Origin of the sequence: Streptomyces sp. NBC_01707 (assembly GCF_041438805.1) — a bacterium.
Taxonomy (GTDB): Bacteria; Actinomycetota; Actinomycetes; order Streptomycetales; family Streptomycetaceae; genus Streptomyces.
This window is the reverse complement of record NZ_CP109190.1, coordinates 8,089,867-8,111,695: the sequence shown is the minus strand read 5'-3', so window position 1 is coordinate 8,111,695 and position 21,829 is coordinate 8,089,867. Positions and strand designations below refer to the sequence as shown.

Here is a 21,829-nt window from a genome sequence, read left to right as displayed (position 1 = left end):
GCCTCAGCCGTAGCTCATCGGCCGGGGCGGTTCCGCCGCTGCCGCCACCGCATCGGCCAGCGGCGCGATGTCGGCGGCGGTGAGCGGTGACACGGTGAGCCGGATCCCCTGCGGCGCGGCGACCCGGAACCGCGCCCCGGGCGCCACCGCCCAGCCGGCGTTCAGCAGCCGGGCCACGGCTCCGGTCTCGTCACTCACCGGCACCCACACATTCATGCCGCTGCGGCCGTGTGCCTCGACGCCGCGCTCCGTCAGCGCCTGGACGAGCGCGTCCCGTCGCTCCCCGTACGCCCGGGCGACCTCGTCGGAGTCCACCGCACCCGTCGCGAGCAGATGCGCCACGGCCCGCTGCAGCAGCCGGCTCACCCAGCCCGGCCCCAACTGCTGCCGCCCCAGGACCCGGTCGACCGTGACCGCGTCCCCGGTCAGCGCGGCAACCCGCAGATCGGGTCCGTATGCCTTGGCCACCGACCTGACGAACGCCCAGCGGTCCGTGGCCCCTGCCAGCGGGTGCAGCGGCAGATCGACGATGGCGTGCCCGTGGTCGTCCTCGATCAGCAGCACTCCACGGTGGCCGGCGAGGACACACCGCAACTCCTCCGCCCGCGCGGCCCCGATTGCCGCCCCCGTCGGATTCTGCGCGCGGTCGGTGACCACGAGCGCACGGGCACCGGCGTTCAGCGCGCGCTCGACCTCGTCGGGGAGCGGGCCCTCGTCGTCCAGGGCGATCGGCACGGGGCGCAGCCCAAGCGCCGGTACGAGGTCGAGCAGGGCGCCCCACCCGGGATCCTCGACGGCGACCGCGTCACCGGGCTTGAGATGGGCGACGAGCACCCGCTCGATCGCGTCCAGGGATCCGGACGCGATGGCCACGGGCCCGGCCGGCACTCCGTCGTCGTCGAGAGCGGCACGCACCAGAGCCTCGAGTTCCGGATCCACACTCGCTTCCCCGTACATTCCGGGCCGCTTCGCGTACGCGCGCGCCGCCGCCGCGAGCGCCCCGTCCAGCGATGGCAGCAACGCCGGGTCCGGGTTCCCCTCGCCCAGATCCCGTACGCCGGGTGGCGCCTCGACCCTGAGCGAGCCGCGCACCGTACCGGCGGGGCGCAGACGCACCCTGCTCCCCCTGCGCCCGGCCGTCTCGATCACCCCGCGCTCGCGCAGGGTGCGGTACGCGGCCGCCACCGTATTGGGATTGACCTCCAGCCGTGCCGCCAACTCCCGCATGGGCGGCAGCGCTTGCCCCGGAGCGAGCTCGCCCGCCCCGACCGCACGCTCCACACTCACGGCAATTTCCGATGCGCGTCGCCCGACGATCCGATACTCTTCTAGCACAAACGAGATTATGCACTAGTGCAATGGAGTTGGCAATGCCGGACACCGCACCGCCGCAGACCACGGGCCCGGAGGCGACTGCCCCGTACGAACCGACCGAGCGGACCGTCCCCACACGTTCCCGGGAGCGTGCCTCGTACGACCGGGAGCTGGTCCATTCGATACTCGACGAGGCATATCTCTGCCATCTCGGCTTCGTCCGCGACGGTGCGCCGGTCGTCCTGCCGACGCTGTTCGGCCGGATCGGTGAGCGGCTGTACGTACACGGTTCGACCGGGTCCCGGCCACTCCGGGCGGCCGGCCAGGCGGACCCCGGTCTGCCCGTCTGTCTCACGGTGACGCATGTCGACGGTCTCGTGCTGGCCCGCTCCGCCTTCCATCACTCGATCAACTACCGCTCCGTGGTGGTTCATGGCGTGGCCCGTACGGTCACCGACCCGCAGGAGCGTCGCACCGCGCTCGACGCGATCGTCGACCACGTCGTTTCGGGCAGGACCGCCGACTCCCGTCCGGCCAACGAGAAGGAGCTCGCCGCGACAGCCGTGATCAGGCTCGATCTCGACGAGGTGTCCGCGAAGGTGCGGACCGGCGGTCCGAACGACGAGCCGGACGATCTCGCGCTGCCGCACTGGGCGGGCGTCGTACCGCTGGCACACGGCTACCGTGCGCCGCAGCCGTCGGACGATCTCGATCCTGCCATCGCCGTGCCCGACTATCTGACTGCTCTCTGACCGCGGTCCGGGAGCGCGGGCCGCCTACGAGGGGTGGGCCCATGCTCCCGGACGTCCTGACGTCCGGTCAGCGGTCGGCAGTCAGCGGCCAGACTCTCGGCGTCAAGCCGGAACGGCCGCCCGGCGGCGGGCGTTCGACGCACTGCGCGTCTCGGCGACGGCGAGTCCCGCCACCGCTGTGAGCAGCAGCAGCGTGCCGACAACCGTGGCCGCGGTGAGCTGCTCATGGAGCACGGCTACGGCGATCACCGCGGCGCTCACCGGTTCGAGCAGCATGATCACGGATACGGTCGCGGCCCGCACCACCGCCGCGCCCGCGAAGTACAGCGCGTAGGCGAGCGCGGTCGGGACAGCTGCCACGTACACCAGCAGCCACACCACCTGGGCGGCGTCCGCCGTGTGCGGCACGAGCCCTTCGGCCGCCGCCATCGGCAACAGCCCGAGTGCCCCGATCCCGAACGCCCAGGCACTGGTGGCGAGCGCGTCGGAGCCGCCGCCGTCGCGGCCGAGCCACCGGGTCAGCAGGGTGATGCCGGCGTAACCGGCTGCGGAGAGCAGCGCCAGCGCGACCCCGGCGGGACGGACCGTCCCGCCGTCGGCGCCGAGCACCAGCACGACGAGCCCGGCGAGCGCGCCCACCACTGCGGCGAGTCCGCCGCCGCCCAGCCGTTCCCCCATGGTCAGCCGCGCACCGACCGCGATGAGCACGGGCCCCGCGCCCAGCGTGACCACGGTCCCGACCGCGAGGCCGGTGGCCTCGACGGCCGCGAAGTACGCGCTCTGGAACACGGTGAGGCCGACACCGGTCCCGAGGATGCGCAGCAGTCGGCGCCGCCGTGGCTCGGCGGGGGCGGGGGTGCGCCGGGGCCGCAGGACGAGCGCGGCGAGGAGCAGCACCAGGCCGCCCACGCAGCGCCAGAACGACAGGGCGAGAGGGCCGAGATCGCTGACCTGGAAGATCAGCGAGGCGGCGGCCCCCGCCGTGCCCCAGGCCACTCCGGCAACGATCAGATAGAACAGGCTCCGCCCGACGGGCAGGCCGGCAGCAGGATTTGACACGTGACTTCTCCACAAGAAAGACAGGACGACGGCCGCTCGGCTCCGCACGCGGGCAGCGACGATCCGCTCGGGGACTGCCCGAGCCCGGTCTTCGTCAGGGGTGGCCGCCCGCGCTAGGCGGCAGGCGGCGGAAGTACGGTCAAGTGCATGATCAGCACATTACGTGGCGGCGCGCTCGGTGGACAACTCGTCCTCGGCCACTGCCGTACGGCCCTCGCCCCGCGCCACGTCGGGGCCCTCGTGCTCCCCTTGGCCCTGCGCCTCACCCGGCCCCGATGCCACGGGCCCGGAGGGCGCCTTCGGCGTCGACGACTGGGCGATGAACGCACCGATCAGCACCAAGGAACCGCCGAAGAGCTGGGGCGCGGAGAGATGTTCGCCGAGCAGGACCCAGGCCAGCACGGTCGCGATGACCGCCTCCAGACAGGCGACGACACCCGCCACCGCCGGGGAGAGCAGCCGTACCGAGATCACACCCGTGACATAGGCGATCACGGTGGCGAGCAGAACGATCCAGACGAGCAGCAGCCACGCGGGCACATCCGTCCCGTTCATTGCCGCGCTGCCGCCGAGCAGGGACCAGTCCATACCCCAGGGCCGTGCGATCACGGTGAGGACGACCGCGCCGATCAGCAGTCCGTAGGCGATGACGCCCACCGGATGCGGAGGCTCCGCGCCCGCCGCGCCGTCCTGGCTCCCCTGGTCGGAGAGGACGAAGTAGCCGACCTGGCAGCACGCGGCACCGAGGGCGAGCAGCAGCCCGACGGCGTCGAAGCTCAGCCCGGACCACACCTCGACCACACAGGCGAGGCCCCCGACCGCGAGGACCACGCCGACCGCCGCGGCCCGGGTGACCGGACGGCGCTGGACGAACCGGACCCAGCCGAGGACGAGCGCGGGCGCCAGGTACTCGACGAGCAGCGCCACGCCGACGGGGACACGGGAGATCGCGGCGAAGTAGCAGGCCTGGACACCTGCGACGGCGAGCAGTCCGAAGCCCAGCAGCAGCACCGGCCGACGGCGTACGAGATCTCGGTGGCGCCAGGCCACGGGCAGCATGACGAGAGCGGCGCCGGCCACCCGTAGCCACACCACATGAAGCGGGTCGAGCCCCGCCTCGATCAGCGGCTTGGCCGCCACCCCGGAACCACCGAATGCGAACGCCGAGGCAAGGGCTAGTCCCAGGCCGGCGCTTCTCCCCTGAGACGCGTGCATCGGGACATCATGACAGGTGCCGTCAGGACCGTCACCATGGTGACCACTGTCATGCGCGTCGGACGAATCACGCGATCGGCGTCAGCTCTGCCGGAGGGCCTTCGTGATCCGGTCCGCGAGCAGCGCCGCGTCGACACCTGCCCGTTCGAGCACCTCGACGGCCCGGCACTCCTGGTCCGCCGCAAGGGCGGCGAGCAGATCGAGTCCCCCGGCCCGCGGGGCACCGCGCAGTTCCGCCCGCCCGCGCGCACCCTCCATCGCCGAGACGGCCGAGGGCGACCAGCCGTCCACGCCCGCCTCCGTGACCGTGGGCAGCGCACCCGAGTCCTCCACCGCGCCCTGCCAGCGGAGCCCGTAACCGATGGAGCGCTGCACGAGATACCCGAGCACCTTGGCGAGCTGCGGCCCACCGGCGAAGGCCGCACGGACCTCCGGGTCCGACTCGATGAGGGAGTGCAGCAGATGGGCCGTGTCGATCTGCCGGTCGCCGTCACGCAGTGCGCGCCTGCGCGCAGCTGTCACCACCGAGGCCAGCTCCAGTGTGAGGATGGCGTCGAGCTCAGCACGGTTCGATGCGGGCTGCTGAGGGATCCGCGGCGTCCGGTTTTGCACACCTCTCACCCCATCAGTCCAGTGGTGCGCGGGCATCCCCGGAGGGGCCCATTTACGTGTCCCACCGAAGTTGGGCACATCAGAGCGGTTCCTCCTCCTTACGGATGAGATCGCGCCATTGACGGACACGATCCCGGGAGATGGCGCGCGCCGCCTTGCCTTGCGCTCCCGGAGCAACCGCGGGCCGCCCCCTGCACGTCCCTCACGCGTCAGCACTTTTGCGACAGCCGGACGGGAGTGCCGGAGCGTCTTGGATGGTCGCCCTGCCGGCGATCGACGGCCGGGAATACGTCTACCGGGTCCGCGCACCCTGTGACGCCCTGCCCGCCGACCTGTTCTGGGCGGCGTTCCACTGCCACGACGACGGCTCGCACCCTCGCGCGTCCGACCCCTTCGACGCGGCGCTGATCTGGCGGGCGGGCCGCCCCGAACATACCTGACGGTTCATCAGTATTGAATGTTGTCGCTACTGCGGCTACGTTCCGCGACACCGTAACCCGACGAGAAGGGGTGGTCGCATGGCCGAAGTCAGTGCCGAAGCACGTATCGAAGCGCCGGCCGAGAAGGTCTGGGCCCAGCTGACGGACTTCACCGCGTACGGCCGGTGGAATGCCACCCACACCAGCTTCCCCAAGGGCGGCCCGGCCACGCTCGAACTCGCGGCCACCTATGAGGAGAACATGAAGCTCATGGGCTTCCCCGCCGAAGTGACCTGGACGGTGGAGGAGCTGGAGACCGCCCGGCTGCTGACCACCAAGGGCAAGGGCCCCATGGGTGTCAATCTGGCCATGCGCTACTCGCTGACACCCGACGGCGATGCCACCACGGTCCGCATCGACGGAGAGTTCACCGGCGCCGCGGTCTCCCTCATGGCGGGCAAGCTCAAGGACTCGGCGACCGCCGCGCTCGCCGAGTCGCTCCGCAAGCTGGGCGGACTCGTCGCCGCCTGACCCATCTCCGTGGCCGACGAGGGGCCCCGCGGCTCGGCCGCGGGGCCCCTCGAACCGCACCCGTCGGGTCGGTGCTCGTCGTGTCAGTGCTCGTCGGCAAGGATCAGATAGAGCTTCTTACGGGCGTCGTTGATCACCGACAGCGCCTTCTGGCGCTGGTCGGCCGAGCCGGTCTTCCAGACCTGGCCGAACGCCTCCATCAGACCGAAGCCGGCCTGCCGGATCTCGTTCACGCTCTCCCAGTCGACCCCGCGCCCGGCCTCCTCCCAAGGCGCCTCGGGCCCCGACTCCGCCTCGGTGCGGCCGCCGTCGGTGAGCGTGAAGAGCTTCTTGCCGCCCTCGCTCGCACTGACGATCAGCCCCTCGTCCTCCAGCAGCTGAAGGGTCGGATAGACCGAGCCGGGGCTGGGACGCCAGGCCCCGCCGCTGCGCTCGCCGATCTCCTGGATCATCTCGTAACCGTGCATCGGCCGGTCCTTCAGCAACGCCAGGATCGAAGCGCGGACGTCACCACGACGCGCCCTGCCCCGGCCACCTCCACGACCGCGTCCCCCACCGAAGGGGCCGCCACCGAACGGACCGCCACCGAAGGGCGGACCGAACGGCCCGAAGGCGCGGCGCCCCTCGAAGTCGCCCCGACCTTGATGACCGGGCCCGCAGTGCCCATGTCCGTGCTCGTGCTCGTGCCCATGTGAACGCATCGCTACGCTCCTTCCATCGTTGATCTGTCGCGATGCGTCAACGATATATCGGAACCGGTCGTACGGCAATCGCTTCGGAAGGGCCTTGCATACTTGCCGCGAGACGGCACAGGACGAAGGCGACGCGACATGACTGCACCCGCCCCGGAGCACGGGTCCGGCCCGGACCACGGCTACCTGCTCGACAACCGGCAGTCCGAAGCGGGCATCCGCTTCGGTGCCCTCGCCGAACTCTTCGACCCGGTGACCTTCCGCCATGTCGATCGGCTCGGGATCACCACAGGCAAGCGCTGCTGGGAGGTCGGGGCCGGTGGCCCCTCCGTTCCCGCAGGGCTGGCCGCGCGGGTCGGTCCGACCGGCGCGGTGGTCGCGACGGACATCGATGTGTCGTGGGCGCAGGGCGCCGCGGACGAGGTCGTCGAGGTGCTGCGCCACGATGTCGCCGCCGATCCCCCGCCTGCCGGTGGCTTCGACCTGGTCCACGCCCGGCTGGTCCTGGTGCACGTCACCGACCGTGCCGAGGCGCTGCGCCGCATGATTCAGGCGCTGCGCCCCGGTGGGGTACTCCTCCTGGAGGACGCCGACCCCGGGTTGCAGCCGCTGCTGTGCCCCGACGAGTCGGGCCCCGAACAGCGCCTCGCCAATCGCCTCCGGTCAGGCTTCCGTGAACTCATGGCGGCCCGCGGTGCAGACCTCACCTACGGCCGGACCCTGCCCCGGCTGCTGCGCGAGGCGGGTCTGGCGGATGTGCAGGCCGACGCGTACTTCCCGATCACCTCACCGGCGTGCACCGTCCTCGAGGCCGCCACCGTGCGCCAGATCCGCGACCGGCTCGTGGCATCCGGTCTCGCGACCGACGAGGACATCGACCGGCATCTGAAGAACGTCGCCACCGGACGCCTGGATCTGGCCACCGCCCCGCTCGTGTCCGCCTGGGGACGTCGGCCGTAACGCTTCGGGGCGGCACTCGACATCCCGGGCCGGCGACCTGGAATTGGCCTTGGTCCGCCGACGTCCAGGACCTCTACGGTCGTCCCATGAAGATCCGAATCGTCGACGCGTTCACCGACCGCCCCTTCACCGGGAACCCCGCAGCCGTCCTGCTCCTGGACTCCGACGCCTTCCCCGAAGCCGACCGGCTCCAGCAGGTCGCCCTGGAGATGAACCTCTCCGAAACCGCCTTCGCGCACCCCCTGCCTCCGGGTGGAGAGGCGGACTGGGCGCTGCGCTGGTTCACCCCTGCCACCGAAGTGGACATGTGCGGGCACGCCACCCTCGCCACGGCGCACGTCCTGCACACCACCGAAGCGGCGAGCGGAACGGTGCGTTTCGCCGCCCGCTGCGGAATCCTCACCTCCACCGCCCACCCGGACGGCTCGCTCACGCTCGACTTCCCCACGGCCCCGCTCACGGCGGCCGATGCCCCGGCCGGACTGGCCGCCGCCCTGGGCGCCGAGCCGCTGTCCATCCATGACACCGGCGACCATATCGGCGACCTGCTCGTCGAACTGGCCGACGAGACGTCCGTACGCGCACTGGCCCCGGACTTCGCCGCGCTGGCCTCCTGCTCACGCCGCGGCATCATCGCCACCGCCGCCGCCGAGGACCCGTCCCGTGGCTACGACTACGTCTCCCGCGGCTTCTTCCCGCGGGTCGGCATCGACGAGGACCCGGTCACCGGCAGCGCGCACACCGCACTGGCCCCCTTCTGGTCGGCCCGCTTCGGCCGGGACGAACTGACCGGCCTGCAGGCCTCGGCCCGCTCGGGTCTGGTCCGCACGTCGCTGCGCGGCGAACGCACACTGCTGACGGGCAGCGCGGTGACAGTCGTCGACGGAGAACTGCTGACCACTTTCTGACCGACGGGAGAGGTGGCGTGCGCGACGATCCGTACGCCCCTTCTGCCGCGCCCCCCGCTCACGGCGTCGGCAGCCACCCCACCTTCCCGGCCAGCAGCGCGTACCCGACGAACGCCCCGATGTCGAGCAGCGCATGTGCCACGACCAGCGGGCCCACGCGTCCCCATCGCCGGTACAGCAGTACGAAGACGACGCCCATCACCATGTTGCCGATGAACCCGCCGATCCCCTGGTAGAGGTGGTACGAGCCGCGCAGTACCGAACTCGCCACCAGGGCGGCCATCGGCGTCCACCCCAACTGCCCGAGCCTGCGCAGCAGATACCCGACGACGATCACTTCCTCCACCACGGAGTTCTGCAGCGCGGAGAGGATCAGGACCGGATACTTCCACCACACAGCGGGAAGCGACTCCGGCACCACCGTGAGGTTGAACCCGGCGGCCCGCGCCAGCAGGTAGAAGGCGAGGCCGGCGCTGCCGATCCCCGCCGCGATCAACACCCCGCGCCCCAGGTCCGACCTGGGCCTGGTCCGGTCGAAGCCGATGACGCGCAGGCTCGCCCCCTCCCTGATCAGCAGATGCGCCACCAGTGCGACGGGGACCAGCGCCGTGGCGATGCCGAAGAGCTGCCAGGCGAGGTCCAGCCAGGGGCGTCCTGGAGCGTACGAACTGTTGAGCGTCGCCGCCTGCTCCTTCAGAGCCCCCGGTTTCGTCAGCGATCCGACAAAACTGATCAGGGCGGACACCGCGCTGGCACCCAGCGACAGAGCCAGCACCAGCACCGTTTCGGACCGCAGGATCCGTCGCGACACGTCCTCCTGAGGGAATGAATCAGCCACACGCCCCTCCTCCACCTGTACACCCGCCTTCAGTTGTGCGTTCGCGTCTCATCCTGCTCCCCGTCCCGCCGGGGTCTCGTATGCAGGTACGAAGATCATGCTCGACCGGCCGGGGGGCGACCACCACTGGTGATGATGTGGTCTCCCATTTCCTTGTTCGTCGTCAAGGAGGGGCACCACCGACATGGGACGCCACAGCTTGCCCGATGACTTCGCGACGCGACCGAACGGGAACAGCTCTCGGCCGCGCCGCCGCCGCACCGTTGTCATCGCCACCACGCTCGTCCTCGGTGTGGCGGCAGGTACGGCACTGCGCAGGGTGTCCTGTTGTCGTTCTCCAGGTCCTGCGAGGGGTCCGCCGTACGGCTCTCCTTGATGACCTCCCCCGACATCGCCCCCGCCGTGCGTGCGGTCGCCGACAAGGCGCGCAAGGACCAGGTCAGGTGCGACGGGCGCTGCCTCCATGTCCAGGTCGTCGCCCGCGATTCGCACCAGGTCGCCGATGCGCTCTCCGCCGGCACCCGCACCCCGGACCACCGGATCTGGCCGCCCGACTCCGATCTCCGGCTGGACCGGGTCGAGGCACGGGCGAGGGCATCCCGATCACACCCGGAGACTCCATCGCTTCCTCGCCGGTCACCCTCGCCGTGACCCCTTCGGCGGCGAAGGCTCTCGGCCGGCCGAAGAAGGAGTACTCCTGGGCCGAGTTGATGGCCTCGGCGACGAAGTCGGACAAGGTGCGTCTCGGTGTGGCCGATCCCGCGCGCAGTGCCACCGGCCTGCTCGCTCTCACCGGCACCGCCGCTTCGTCGGACGAGCAGGGCGGAGTAGGCACAGTCGGCCTATGTGAAGGGGAAGTTCAACGCCGTCGTGATCCTCCGACGGCTCGAACCAGGACGACCGCTCCGTCTCCCGCCGCGCCCTGATCGCGGAGCTCGAGCGGCTCGCCGACCCGGAGCGCCCGGTACCGCTCCTCGCCCTCGCGGTCGGCCCCGAGGCCGACCGCGAGGAGGTGGACGAGATGGCCAGGGCCGGCGGCGGCTACCAGGTCACCGACCCTGCAGAGATCCAGGCCGTGATTCTGCGGGCCGTGACGACAGCCGGACAGAGCGGCCGAGCGCCGCCCAGGGACAGCCGGCGCTCGGCCGGGAACGGCATCGAACAGCGCCCACATGGCGCACCCGGCACAACGTCGGACCGCGCCGGTCTACGGGCTGTCCGGGAAGCCGACCGGCCAGCTGTGCACGGGCTCGCCACTGTGCATCAGCTCGGCATACCGGCGCGTCGTCGCCCCGAGCGCCGCGTCCCGTGCGAGCCCGGCGTCCAGCCCCCGGTGGTATGTGTCCGCCTGCCAGGACGCGCCGTTCACCCGCCGCTTGCAACGCTCCTCGATGACCCCGAGGTAGTGGTCGCGGTCCGCGGGCTCGATGTTCCAGGCATCGAGCCCCGCCGCGGCGAGCGGCAGCAGTTCGTCCCGTACGAGCTTGACGGCCGGTATCCGCGTCAGCCCGCCCGACCGGCCCGGCCGGGGCCAGATCAGTTCGGCGTCGATGCCCCGGCGGCAGGCGGTCTCGAAGTTCTCGGCCGCGGCGGCGAACGGCAGCCTGGTCCACACCGGTCGGGACTCCTCGGCGAGTGCCCGCACCAGGCCGTAGTAGAGCGCGGCGTTGGCCATCACATCGGTGACGGTGGGCCCGGCGGGCAGGACACGATTCTCGACGCGGAGATGGGGTACGCCGTCGGCCAGCCCGTACACCGGCCGGTTCCAGCGGTAGACCGTACCGTTGTGCAGCACGAGTTCCTGGAGCGCCGGCACCCCACCCTCGTCGAGGACCTGGAGCGGGTCCTCCTCGTCACAGATCGGCAGCAGCGGCGGGAAATAGCGCAGATTCTCCTCGAAGAGCTCGTACGCGGAACTTATCCATCGCTCGCCGAACCAGGTTCGCGGGCGCACTCCCTGGTTCTGCAGTTCGGGCGGCCTGGTGTCGGTGGCCTGCTGGAAGAGCGGCGGGCGGGACTCCCGCCACAGTTCCCTGCCGAACAGGAAGGGCGAGTTGGCCCCGAGGGCGATCTGCACGGCGGCGACGGCCTGCGCCGCGTTCCACACGTCCGCGAACCGTGCCGGGGTCACCTGCAGATGCAGCTGGACCGAGGTACAGGCCGCTTCGGGCGTAATCGAGGTGGAGGTACAGACCAATCGTTCGACGCCTTCGATATCGAGCGCGAAATCCTCGCCGCGGGCCGCCACCATTTGATCGTTCAGCAGCGCGTAGCGGTCCCCGTCCGAGAGGTTCGCCGAGACCAGGTCCCGGTGGTCGAGGGTCGGCAGTATTCCGATCATCATGATGCCCGCGTCGACCTCTCCCGCCTTCCGGTGGGCATATCCGAGGCCGGTCCTGAGCTCCTCGGCCAGTTGATCGAATACGCGCCCGTCCAGACGGTGCGGGACTATGTTCACTTCCAAATTGAACATCCCGAGTTCGGTCTGGAAATCACGGCTCGCGATCCGCTCCAGCACCTCCGCATTCATCATCCTCGGCAGGCCGTCCGCACCTGCCAGATTCAGCTCGATCTCCATGCCCATGAGGTTGCGCGGGCGGTCGAACCTCTGCTCCGCCAGGAGCCTCCCCAGCCCCTCCAGGCACAGGTGGAGCTTCCTCCGGTACCTCTGCCGATCGGACAGGTCAAAGGCGCCCGCCACGACCTTCTCCCCCATCGAAGCATCCCTCCTCGAGTGGGCAGCCCGTGGCCCAGGCCGCTCGCGTCACGGTCGATAATGCCCAGGCAGGTGATCGATAACGCCCCCACGGACAGCGCGGAGCCACTAATCTGAGTGTGGCCGCCGGGGGCACATTCCGTCGGCATGAAGCACTGCGCAGTTCCCACCGTACGGCGGTGGTGAAATCGTCGACGTGTTTCGGCCGACCGCGGCCGGGAAAAAACACCAGGCAGCAGCTGCGCCACACACACCGAATCAGCAGGTTCTCCGCATAATAAAGTCCGGATACCGCCTTGCCGGCAATACCTGAGGCGGCTAGCGGAAACACCGTGTGAACACCTGTCGTATAAACTCCGCGGACGAGGCAGAGAGTTGACGCACCGGCCCAATCACCGGCCTCCTCTGGCCCCGCACGCCGACAGCGCCGTCTGCCCCCGCCCACGCATCACCGTGTCTCCGAAGTGAGAGGCGACCCACTATGCCGCTGCACGTACCTCCGGCTCCCGCGCCCGCCCTGCGCAGCGTCCTCGCGGCACTCGGTTCACCCACCGCAGTCCGTGAGGCCCGCACCCCGGCTCTCCGGTCCGTCCAGGGACCGCTGAGCCCCGAACTCCCGTTGCCCGTCCATGTGCTGGACCGGATCGGCCCGAGCGGGCTCGCACCACGCACCAGCCTGGCCGCGTGGCGCTTCCTGATCCGCAGTCCGGAGCGGGCCGTCGCCGCGGCGGACACCATGCTCACCCCGGACGGGTGGACCTTCTCGCACTTCTTCGAGGGTCCGTACATCGCCTCGACCGAACTCGCACTGCGTCAGGCGGAGCCGCTGACCGCGCACTATCAGCCACGGCTGCTCTCCATCCCCGAGCTCTACATGCTGACACTGTGGCTGCACGAGGACGTCGACGCCGATGCGTCCGGCGGAGCCCTCGCCCCGACCGACCTTCTGGTACCGCTGGCTCCCGCCCCACCCGGCATCGCGGCACACCGCCCGCACCGGGTCGCCGATCTGCTCCCCGTGATGACGCTGCGTATCACCCCTGGCCCCGGTCCCCTGCTCGGTTCACCGGCCTGACCACAGCCCGCCTCCGGCCCGCAGTGCTGTGCCCCGTCGCCGTTTCCGGTGGCGGGGCACACTACTGCTCGTACGCACTCGGAGGCCATCCGGACTAGTCCGGTCCGGCCACCCCGAACCACCCGAAGGGACAGTGCAGTTGTGTTGAACCGTCCGGCCGGGTGATGCGTCATGGGAGTAGGAGAAGAGCTGCCGCGAAATCCCTGCGGATTGACGCCCGTGGGGCAACACTGGGACCGGACCGATTGATACGGGGGGCGGCCATGAACACCTCATCAAGCCGCAGGACACTCACTACAACGCAGCGAAAGAACCCACCCATGTGCCAGCACCAGCCACCCTGCCCGACCGCCGACTCAGCCGACCGGGAGGCCGCCCGTCTGATGGCTCACCACCCGGAACAGGGCTGGAGCCTGCTGTGCAACGGCGTCCTGCTCTTCGAGGACACCGGTGAGCTGCTCCCGGACGGGCAGATCATCGCCCCGCACCGCCCGCTGGGAACCGGCCAGGTGATGAAGGCCGCCTGACCGCGGCCCGTACGAACGGGGGCCGGCCCGGAGAAGATCTCCGCACCGGCCCCGACGCATGTCCGCGTCACACCCCGAAGGGTGGGTCAGTTGTCGTACTCGTCCAGCGGCGGGCAGGAGCAGACGAGGTTACGGTCACCGAACGCACCGTCGATCCGACGCACCGGCGGCCAGTACTTGTCGGCGGCCGAGACTCCGGCCGGGAAGACGGCCTCCTCACGGCTGTAGCCGTGCTTCCACTCCCCGCCGAGCATGGCGGCCGTGTGCGGGGCGTTCGTCAGCGGGTTGTCGTCCGCGGTCCACTCGCCGGAGGCGACCTTCTCGACCTCGTGGCGAATGGCGATCATCGTGTCGCAGAACCGGTCGAGCTCGGCAAGGTCCTCGCTCTCGGTCGGCTCGATCATCAGCGTCCCGGCCACCGGGAAGGACATGGTCGGCGCGTGGAACCCGTAGTCGACCAGGCGCTTGGCGATGTCGTCGACACTGACGCCGGTCGCCTTGGAGATCGGCCGGAGATCCACGATGCACTCGTGCGCGACGAGTCCGGCCGGGCCGGTGTACAGGATCGGGTAGTGCGGCTCCAGACGCTTGGCGATGTAGTTGGCGGCGAGTACGGCGACCTGCGTCGCACGCTTCAGGCCCTCGCCGCCCATCAGACGTACGTACGCCCACGAGATCGGCAGAATGCCGGCTGAGCCCCACGGAGCGGCCGAGATGGGTCCGACGCCTGTCTCGGGCCCCGCGGCGGGCTGCAGCGGGTGGTTCGGGAGGTACGGCGCGAGGTGCGCACGGACACCGACCGGGCCGACGCCCGGGCCGCCGCCGCCGTGCGGGATGCAGAAGGTCTTGTGCAGGTTCAGGTGCGAGACGTCGCCGCCGAACCGGCCCGGCTTGGCAAGGCCGACGAGCGCGTTGAGGTTGGCGCCGTCGACGTACACCTGACCGCCCGCATCGTGCACCTCGGCGCAGATGTCGGCGACGTGCTCCTCGAACACACCGTGCGTCGACGGGTACGTGATCATGAGTACGGCCAGCTCGTCGCGGTACTGCTGGATCTTCGCGCGGAGGTCCGCGACGTCGATCTCACCGTCGTCGGCGGTCTTCACCACGACGACCTTCATGCCCGCCATCACGGCGCTCGCGGCGTTGGTGCCGTGCGCGGAGGAGGGGATGAGGCAGACGGTCCGCTGGTCGTCGCCGTTGGCCCGGTGGTACGCGCGAACGGCCAGCAGGCCCGCGAACTCGCCCTGCGAGCCCGCGTTCGGCTGAAGGGAGACGGCGTCGTATCCGGTGACCTCGGCGAGACGCTCCTCGAGCTCACGAATGAGCGTGAGGAAGCCCTCCGCCTGCTCGGCCGGCGCGAACGGGTGGAGCGCCCCGAATTCCGGCCAGGTGATCGACTCCATCTCGGCGGTCGCGTTCAGCTTCATGGTGCAGGAGCCGAGCGGAATCATGCCGCGGTCCAGCGCGTAGTCGCGGTCTGCGAGCTTGCGCAGGTAGCGGAGCATCGCGGTCTCGGAACGGTGCTGGTGGAAGACCGGGTGGGTGAGGAATGCGTCGGTGCGCAGCAGGGAGTCCGGCAGCGCGTCGACGGCCGCACCGTCCAGTGCCTCGATGTCGCCGTCGGTGCCGAAGGCGGCCCACACGGCGGCGATCTGCGTACGGGTGGTGGTCTCGTCGCAGGCGACGGAGACCAGGTCGGCGTCGACGAACCGCAGGTTGACACCGCGCTCACGGGCGTCGGCGACGACCTGGGCGGCCCTGCCCGGGACGCGCACGGTGAGCGTGTCGAAGTAGGCGTCGGTCTCGACGTCGATGGAGGCAGCCCGCAGGCCCTCGGCCAGGATCGCCGCGTACCGGTGCGTGCGCCGCGCGATCGTCCGCAGCCCGTCGGGGCCGTGGTAGACGGCGTACATCCCGGCCATGACGGCGAGCAGCACCTGAGCGGTACAGATGTTGCTGGTCGCCTTTTCGCGGCGGATGTGCTGCTCGCGGGTCTGCAGGGCGAGGCGGTACGCCTTGTTGCCGTCCGCGTCGACGGAGACACCGACGAGGCGGCCGGGCAGGCTGCGGGCGAACTTCTCGCGCACGGCCATGAAGCCCGCGTGCGGTCCGCCGAAGCCCATCGGAACACCGAAGCGCTGCGTGGTGCCGACGGCGATGTCCGCGCCGAGGTCGCCGGGCGAGGTGAGGAGGGTCAGGGCCAGCAGGTCGGCGGCGACCGTGACGACGGCGCCGAGCTCATGGGCCTGCTCGATGACGGGCTTGATGTCCCGGACGGCGCCGGAGGCTCCCGGGTACTGGAGCAGCACGCCGAACACACCGCCCTCGGCGATGTCGGCGGGGATTCCCTCGCTGAGGTCGGCGACGACCACCTCGACACCGGTCGGCTCGGCGCGGGTCTCTATCACGGCGATGGTCTGGGGCAGGGTGTCCACGTCCACCAGGAAGACGCCGTTCTTGACCTTGCCGACGCGCCGCGCGAGCGCCATGGCCTCGGCGGCCGCAGTGCCCTCGTCCAGCAGTGAGGCGCCGGAGGTCGGCAACCCGGTCAGCTCGGCGACCATCGTCTGGAAGTTGAGGAGAGCCTCGAGTCGGCCCTGCGAGATCTCCGGCTGATACGGCGTGTAGGCCGTGTACCAGGCGGGGTTCTCCATGACGTTGCGGAGGATCACCGGCGGGGTGAAGGTGCCGTAGTAGCCGAGCCCGATCATCGGGGCGAGGACCTGGTTGCGGTCGGCGAGCGAGCGCAGCTCGGCCAGGACCTCGGCCTCGGTGCGGGCCGTCGGCAGCTGCAGCGCCTCCGCGCTCTTGATGACATCGGGCACCGCGGCCGCGGTCAGGTCGTCGAGCGAGCCGTAACCGACCTGGGCGAGCATCTTCGCCTGCGCCTCGGCATCAGGTCCGATGTGGCGCTGTTCGAAGGGGATGCCCTGCTCCAGCTGGGAGAGCGGAGTGCGACGGGGGGTCATGGTGGAGGCCTCCTGGTCTGTCACGACCTGCGAGGGGCACCGCGGCGCGGGTGCCCGGACGGCCTCCCCCTCTGTCATCTCAACCTGAGAGCTTCACCGGTCCGCCCTGCGGCGTACCGACTTTCACCGTCGGTGAGGAAGGGATCCGTCCCGGCGTCTGCCGCCACGAAACCCGCCCTGCTTTCCAGAGTGACCTCGTCCGTGCGGTACGGGGGCCTGAGAGATTCCGGGGAGGATTTGCTCCTTCGGCGCCTGCCGGATTTGCTCCGGAGGACTCTCCCGCACGGGGTCAGCAGCCATAACCAGCCTACCAGCGGGCTTGGTCCCGGAAGTCTCGAGTGGCCGAAGCCCCGGATCTGCACTTTCGTAGTGCTGTGGAGTAGCCGCGACCAATGGGAGGGACCGTGCAGACCGACATCGATCCGCGGAGCCTTATCGGCCGCAAGGCGTTCGACCGCAAGGGCACCAAGATAGGCACCATCGACGAGGTGTATCTCGACGACGCGACAGGCGTCCCCGAGTGGGCCGCCGTACGTACCGGGCTGTTCAGCAGGGACGCCTTCGTCCCGCTGGAGCCCAGCGAATTCGTCGAGGATTCGCTCCGCATCCCGTTCGACCGTGCACTCATCAAAGACGCGCCCGACTTCGGCGTGGGCCGCCATCTCTCGCCGGAACAGGAGCTTCAGCTCTACCGGCACTACGGTCTGGACTCGCCCCCAGAGGAGCCGGGACCGGACCGCGACTTCGGCAGGCTGGCCGGCCAGGACGAGTAGTCCACGGGGTCGCGCACCAGTGGCAGCGGATCCGCGGGACACAGCTCCGGATCGTCGACACGGAACGTGCGCACCCGGCCGGGCGGCGACTCGGGTTCCTCGAACCGCACCGTCACCCGGCCCACCCCGCTTCCCTGCACCCACCCGTGACCGAAGGTGTCATGGCGTACGTCGTGTCCGGCGGGCCAGCGCCGGGCCGCGAGCTGCTCGGGGGTCTCCTGCTCCGGTGCACCGGCCGCCGACTCGTCTCCGTGCTCGCCGGGGCCCCGGTCCTCGGCGACCGGGGCGTCGGGCGCGGCCCGTTCACCGGCCGCCTGCGCGAAGAGATCTTCCTGGGTGTAGTCGGCGAGCCCCGTGACACCCACTCCGAGGAGCCGTACGCCTCCGGTGGTGTCCACGGCCTCCAGGAGCCGCGCGGCCGCCTCTCTGACGACCGCGGGGTCGTCCGTGGGCCCCCGCAGCGTCTCGGACCGCGTGAGCGTCGAGAAGTCGTACCTGCGGACCTTCAGCACCACGGTCCGCCCCGATCGCTCCGCGGCCCGCAGCCGCTGGACACACCGGTCGGCCAGCCGGTCGACCTCCGTCCTGACCCGGACCCGGTCGTGCAGGTCCATATCGAAGGTGTCCTCGACCGAGACCGACTTCGCGTCGCGCTCCGCCACGACGGGGCGGTTGTCGTACCCGAGCGCCATGCGGTGCAGTGAGACGCCGTGGGCCTTGCCGAGCAGCCGTACGAGCTCCGCCTCCCCCGCCTCGGCCAGGTCGTCGACGGTGGTCATCCCGGCGCGTCGCAGGTGGTCCCCTGTGGCCGGTCCGACGCCGGGCAGGATCCGCACGGACATGGGCGCGAGCAGCTCGCGCTCGGTGCCCGGCTCGATGAGCAGCAGCCCGTTCGGCTTGGCCTCCTCCGAGGCGATCTTGGCCAGCATCTTCGACCCCGCGAGACCCACCGAACCGGTGAGGCCCGTGACGGCTCTGATGGCCTCCCGCAACTGCTCACCGACGGCCCGCGCCGAGGCCGAGTCGTCGGCCACCCCGCCGGCCTCCAGGTCGACAAAGGCCTCGTCCAGGCTGAGCGGCTCCACCAGCGGTGAGAGCCGCCCGAGCAGCTCCATCACCTGGTCGCTCACGGTCCGGTACAGCAGGAAGCGCGGCACCAGGTAGGCGGCGTTGGGCGCCAGGCGCCGTGCCTGGGCCGTCGGCATCGCCGAATGCACCCCGAACCGCCGGGCCTCGTACGACGCGGTGGCGACGACCCCTCGCGGCCCCAGCCCGCCCACCACGACCGGCTTGCCGCGCAGGCTGGGCTTCGCCGCCTGCTCCGCAGAGGCGTAGAAGGCATCCATGTCGAGATGGAGGATGGTGGGCGCGGCTCTCACATCAATCGATGCTGCCCTACGGCACTGACAATCGCCGCACCCCGGATCCGCACACGGTCAGACCGCGCGGTTGCGCCGCCGGGCGAGCTCGTCGGTGGGGTTGTTGCCGACCAGCGTCTCACCGGTGTCCACCCGCTCGCCGTGCAGCTGCGACAGCGCGGCGTCGACGTCCCGCCACACCACGCCGACGGCGATGCCGAAGACCCCTTGGCCGCCCTGGAGCAGATCCACGACCTCGTCGGGCGAGCAGCACTCGTAGACCGTCGCACCGTCGCTCATGAGTGTCATCCGCTCCAGATCCTGGAACCCCCGGGCGCGCAGATGCTGGACCGTGGTGCGGATGTTCTGCAGCGCCACACCGGTGTCCAGGAAGCGCTTCACGATCTTCAGCAGAACGACGTCCCTGAAGCTGTAGAGGCGCTGCGTGCCCGATCCGTAGGCGGGACGCACGCTCGGCTCGACGAGCCCCGTGCGTGCCCAGTAGTCGAGCTGCCGATAGGTGATCCCCGCCGCCGCGCACGCCGTCGGCCCGCGATACCCGATGTCGTCGGCCGCTGCCGCCCCGTCCCCTGCCATCGCCGCCGGTTGAACCGGTTGCCTGATGGAGTGGCCGGCTGTACTTCCATGCTGCAGATACGGCCCACCCGCTGCCGTACCGTCGCCGCTGTTTCTCACGCCGACCTCCGTCCTTGACCTGCCATCTCGAAGGTAGGCAGTCACTCGGGGTGCGTCAACGATCGCCACACTCGGCACGCCGGGTGATAATCACCCTGAGGGTGGTTTCCCGTGTCCCATTACCGGGAAAGGCTTGCCGGATGCGCTGACGACACCTCCGTCGGACGGTCACTGGCTGTTGGTACCGAAGTCCTCCGGTGAGATCTGGTCGAGGAACTCCCGGAACTTCTCGACCTCGTCCTCCTGCTCGTCCGGGATGGCGATTCCCGCGTCGTCGAGCACCCCGTCACTGCCGTAGATCGGCGTGCCGGTGCGCAGCGCGAGCGCTATGGCGTCGGACGGACGCGCGCTCACCTCGACCCCGCCGGCGAAGACCAGCTCCGCGTAGAAGACCCCTTCCCGGAGGTCCGTGATGCGGACCTCGGTGAGCTCCTGGCCGAGGGCCTCGAGCACATCCTTGAAGAGATCATGGGTCAGCGGCCTGGCCGGAGCCATGCCCTGCTGGGCGAAGGCGATCGCAGTCGCCTCACCAGGACCGATCCAAATGGGGAGGTACCGGTCGCCTCCCACTTCACGCAGGAGCACGATCGGTTGGTTGGAGGGCATTTCCACCCGGACACCCACAACGTCGAGCTCGTTCACACAGCAACCCTAGGACGTGCTCGGCAGGTTTGGGTAGTCGGGCTTCCCCGTGATCAGTGGAGTCGGATCCGCAGAGTGGTCTGCACGAAGGCCGAATGAAGCCGTACGGACAGCTCCGCGAGCTCCTTCGCCGTGGCCTCCGCATGTGCTCTGGTCTGCGGATTCCGGTGCCGGCGCAGGGGAGCGACCACCTGCTCGATCAGCCCGGCCTCACGCTCCGCAGCCCCTCGCATGGCCCGCAGATGACGCGGTTCGAGACCGAATCGACCCAGATCCGCCACAAGTTTGGCCACGGTCACCGTCTCGGCGTCGTAGCCGCCTTCCGCCGTCGGAGCGACAAGGCCGTACGACTCCCACTCCTCGAGCTCGCTCTCGGTGACCTCGGCGGCCGCCAGCAGCTCCGCGCGCCCGATCCGCGCCGCGGTCGCCCGCCCGGACCCGGCGTCGCCGGAACCGTCGGTCAGGTCCCGCTGCCCGCCCGCGGACGGCAGGGACACCTGTTCACCACGGGCGAGGGCGTCCAGATGCTCCCGGATGACCTTCAGCGGAAGATAGTGGTCCCGCTGCATCCGCAGCACCTGTGCCAGCCGCTCGACGTCGTCGGGCCGGAACTTCCGGTATCCGGAAGGCGTCCGCTGCGGCTCGACAAGCCCCTCGGCCTCCAGAAAACGAATCTTGGAGATGGTGACTTCGGGAAACTCGTCCCGCAGCTGCAGGAGCACCGCGCCGATACTCATCGCACGGTCGTCGGCGGTGGCGGTGCCGTGACCGGCACCGCCCGTCGGTGTTCTCAGCATGGACCTTCCCTGACGGGTCAGATGCCCCGCTGGCTCGCGTAGAAGACCAGCCGGTACTTCCCGATCTGCACCTCGTCGCCGTTGGACAGCGCGACGGAGTCGATGCGCTCACGATTGACGTACGTGCCGTTGAGACTGCCGACGTCCTCGACCGTGAAGCTGCCGTCGGGGCTCCGGCGGAACTCCACATGGCGGCGCGAGACCGTCACGTCGTCGAGGAAGATGTCGCTCTGCGGATGCCGGCCGGCCGTGGTCAGCTCGCTGTCCAGCAGGAAGCGGCTGCCGGAGTTCGGACCGCGGCGCACCACCAGGAGCGCCGAGCCGAGCGGCAGGGCGTCGACGGCGGCCTGTGCCTCGGGAGAGAGGGACGGCACGGACGTCTGACCCGTGGCCTCCGCCTCGTACGCCTCGAGACCGGAGATGGAAATGGTCGAGGTCGTCTCCGAGGGGCGCTCGGACGGAGCACCACCCCTCAGCGGAGCACCACAGTTGGAGCAGAAACGACTGGCCTCGGCGTTGCGATGACCGCACCTCGTACAGACCGGCATGGATGCAAACCCTCCACCCGTACTTGAGGTCGATGGATCTCCGAAACCTATGCGGCCCGCACCGGCAGGGTCAACAGACGACGCGCCGGAACCACCCGAAATGTCACCGCCCGCACCCGCCACCTCGTCGCGGAAGAGCGGGCGCTCCGTGCCCTGCTCATCGGCTTGGCCATGGCGCGGTGCGCGATGGCGGGCAGCTTCATCGCGTGCGCTCTTGCCGAACAACTTCCCAAACAACTTCACGGGCGATTCCCCTTGACCGAAATAGACCCGCCCGTGGGGCAGGACGAACCCTGAATGAACACACCTGCCGACCCGGACATCTTCACAACGTCCGTAGTCACTCGACAGTTTCCACCACGCGTCACCATTACGATGCGGCGACCCCCCGCAACCTCGTGCCCGTGTCCTTCGACCCCTGTACC

21 protein-coding genes, 1 pseudogene and 1 riboswitch are annotated in these 21,829 nt (G+C 70.1%); of the genes and pseudogenes, 9 read left to right on the top strand and 13 right to left on the bottom strand.

Annotated elements, in window-relative coordinates:
• Positions 1-3 precede the first annotated feature (3 nt).
• The gene (locus OG963_RS36330) at positions 4-1,335 is read right to left on the bottom strand and encodes an aminotransferase class I/II-fold pyridoxal phosphate-dependent enzyme (protein WP_371799839.1); all 1,332 of its coding nucleotides are present in this window, start codon (positions 1,333-1,335) and stop codon (positions 4-6) included.
• A 35-nt stretch (positions 1,336-1,370) separates the two neighbouring features.
• Here OG963_RS36330 and OG963_RS36325 point away from each other — a divergent pair, with 35 nt between their 5' ends.
• Positions 1,371-2,066: a pyridoxamine 5'-phosphate oxidase family protein gene (locus OG963_RS36325; protein WP_093777444.1), complete on the top strand. Its 696-nt coding sequence runs from the start codon at positions 1,371-1,373 to the stop codon at positions 2,064-2,066.
• 102 nt (positions 2,067-2,168) lie between these two features.
• On the opposite strand, the gene OG963_RS36320 is transcribed toward OG963_RS36325, so the two are convergent.
• The 3 genes from OG963_RS36320 to OG963_RS36310 form a co-directional block, all read right to left on the bottom strand.
• Positions 2,169-3,125 (bottom strand): DMT family transporter, encoded by a 957-nt coding sequence (locus OG963_RS36320; RefSeq protein WP_319739923.1) that lies wholly within the window; start codon positions 3,123-3,125, stop codon positions 2,169-2,171.
• A 159-nt stretch (positions 3,126-3,284) separates the two neighbouring features.
• Positions 3,285-4,340, bottom strand: a complete 1,056-nt coding sequence (locus tag OG963_RS36315) for a DMT family transporter (protein WP_256223797.1) — start codon at positions 4,338-4,340, stop codon at positions 3,285-3,287.
• Positions 4,341-4,421: 81 nt separating this feature from the next.
• Positions 4,422-4,952, bottom strand: coding sequence for a Clp protease N-terminal domain-containing protein (locus OG963_RS36310; protein WP_176902320.1), 531 nt, complete (start codon positions 4,950-4,952; stop codon positions 4,422-4,424).
• A 254-nt stretch (positions 4,953-5,206) separates the two neighbouring features.
• On the opposite strand from OG963_RS36310, the gene OG963_RS36305 reads away from it, so the two are divergent.
• Together OG963_RS36305 and OG963_RS36300 are read left to right on the top strand one after the other, a co-directional pair.
• Positions 5,207-5,392 carry a hypothetical protein gene (locus tag OG963_RS36305; protein WP_093777440.1) on the top strand — a complete coding sequence of 62 codons (186 nt, stop codon included), beginning with the start codon at positions 5,207-5,209 and terminating at the stop codon, positions 5,390-5,392.
• Positions 5,393-5,470: 78 nt separating this feature from the next.
• Positions 5,471-5,902 carry an SRPBCC family protein gene (locus OG963_RS36300; RefSeq protein ID WP_093777438.1) on the top strand — a complete coding sequence of 144 codons (432 nt, stop codon included), beginning with the start codon at positions 5,471-5,473 and terminating at the stop codon, positions 5,900-5,902.
• A gap of 83 nt (positions 5,903-5,985) precedes the next feature.
• Here the strand turns inward: OG963_RS36300 and OG963_RS36295 are convergent, their stop codons facing one another.
• Positions 5,986-6,603, bottom strand: a complete 618-nt coding sequence (locus OG963_RS36295) for a PadR family transcriptional regulator (protein ID WP_078878852.1) — start codon at positions 6,601-6,603, stop codon at positions 5,986-5,988.
• Positions 6,604-6,732: 129 nt separating this feature from the next.
• On the opposite strand from OG963_RS36295, the gene OG963_RS36290 reads away from it, so the two are divergent.
• Entirely contained in the window at positions 6,733-7,554 is an 822-nt protein-coding gene (locus tag OG963_RS36290; RefSeq protein WP_371799838.1) for a class I SAM-dependent methyltransferase, read from the top strand.
• Positions 7,555-7,640: 86 nt separating this feature from the next.
• Positions 7,641-8,462, top strand: a complete 822-nt coding sequence (locus tag OG963_RS36285) for a PhzF family phenazine biosynthesis protein (RefSeq protein WP_030921616.1) — start codon at positions 7,641-7,643, stop codon at positions 8,460-8,462.
• Between the two features lie 58 nt (positions 8,463-8,520).
• On the opposite strand, the gene OG963_RS36280 is transcribed toward OG963_RS36285, so the two are convergent.
• The gene (locus OG963_RS36280; protein ID WP_093930730.1) at positions 8,521-9,300 is read right to left on the bottom strand and encodes a CPBP family intramembrane glutamic endopeptidase; all 780 of its coding nucleotides are present in this window, start codon (positions 9,298-9,300) and stop codon (positions 8,521-8,523) included.
• A 199-nt stretch (positions 9,301-9,499) separates the two neighbouring features.
• Between OG963_RS36280 and OG963_RS36275 the strand changes: the two are divergent.
• Positions 9,500-10,420 (top strand): annotated as a pseudogene (locus OG963_RS36275) (substrate-binding domain-containing protein); the annotation flags it as partial.
• A gap of 87 nt (positions 10,421-10,507) precedes the next feature.
• Here OG963_RS36275 and OG963_RS36270 read toward each other — a convergent pair.
• A complete protein-coding gene (locus tag OG963_RS36270) occupies positions 10,508-12,016 on the bottom strand; it encodes a glutamate-cysteine ligase family protein (protein WP_093777429.1) in 1,509 nt (502 codons plus the stop codon).
• Positions 12,017-12,497: 481 nt separating this feature from the next.
• Between OG963_RS36270 and OG963_RS36265 the strand changes: the two genes are divergently transcribed.
• A complete protein-coding gene (locus tag OG963_RS36265) occupies positions 12,498-13,091 on the top strand; it encodes a hypothetical protein (RefSeq protein WP_030921605.1) in 594 nt (197 codons plus the stop codon).
• Between the two features lie 320 nt (positions 13,092-13,411).
• Positions 13,412-13,618 carry a DUF5999 family protein gene (locus tag OG963_RS36260; protein WP_030921602.1) on the top strand — a complete coding sequence of 69 codons (207 nt, stop codon included), beginning with the start codon at positions 13,412-13,414 and terminating at the stop codon, positions 13,616-13,618.
• An 86-nt stretch (positions 13,619-13,704) separates the two neighbouring features.
• Here the strand turns inward: OG963_RS36260 and gcvP are convergent, their stop codons facing one another.
• Entirely contained in the window at positions 13,705-16,590 is a 2,886-nt protein-coding gene (gene gcvP, locus OG963_RS36255) for an aminomethyl-transferring glycine dehydrogenase (protein ID WP_371799837.1), read from the bottom strand.
• Positions 16,591-16,784: 194 nt separating this feature from the next.
• A riboswitch (glycine riboswitch) is annotated at positions 16,785-16,882 on the bottom strand.
• A gap of 100 nt (positions 16,883-16,982) precedes the next feature.
• On the opposite strand from gcvP, the gene OG963_RS36250 reads away from it, so the two are divergent.
• Complete coding sequence (locus OG963_RS36250; RefSeq protein ID WP_030921596.1) at positions 16,983-17,363, top strand: PRC-barrel domain-containing protein; 381 nt, start codon at positions 16,983-16,985, stop codon at positions 17,361-17,363.
• Here the strand turns inward: OG963_RS36250 and OG963_RS36245 are convergent.
• From OG963_RS36245 to OG963_RS36225, 5 genes are all read right to left on the bottom strand, one after another.
• Positions 17,288-18,742 carry a DNA polymerase IV gene (locus tag OG963_RS36245; RefSeq protein WP_093777425.1) on the bottom strand — a complete coding sequence of 485 codons (1,455 nt, stop codon included), beginning with the start codon at positions 18,740-18,742 and terminating at the stop codon, positions 17,288-17,290. The genes OG963_RS36250 and OG963_RS36245 overlap by 76 nt on opposite strands.
• Positions 18,743-18,799: 57 nt before the next feature.
• Entirely contained in the window at positions 18,800-19,417 is a 618-nt protein-coding gene (locus OG963_RS36240; protein WP_030921590.1) for a MerR family transcriptional regulator, read from the bottom strand.
• Between the two features lie 168 nt (positions 19,418-19,585).
• Positions 19,586-20,059, bottom strand: a complete 474-nt coding sequence (locus tag OG963_RS36235) for a bifunctional nuclease family protein (protein ID WP_030921587.1) — start codon at positions 20,057-20,059, stop codon at positions 19,586-19,588.
• A gap of 53 nt (positions 20,060-20,112) precedes the next feature.
• Positions 20,113-20,856 (bottom strand): MerR family transcriptional regulator, encoded by a 744-nt coding sequence (locus OG963_RS36230; protein WP_030921584.1) that lies wholly within the window; start codon positions 20,854-20,856, stop codon positions 20,113-20,115.
• A gap of 17 nt (positions 20,857-20,873) precedes the next feature.
• Positions 20,874-21,647, bottom strand: a complete 774-nt coding sequence (locus OG963_RS36225; protein WP_078878850.1) for an FHA domain-containing protein — start codon at positions 21,645-21,647, stop codon at positions 20,874-20,876.
• Positions 21,648-21,829 lie beyond the last annotated feature (182 nt).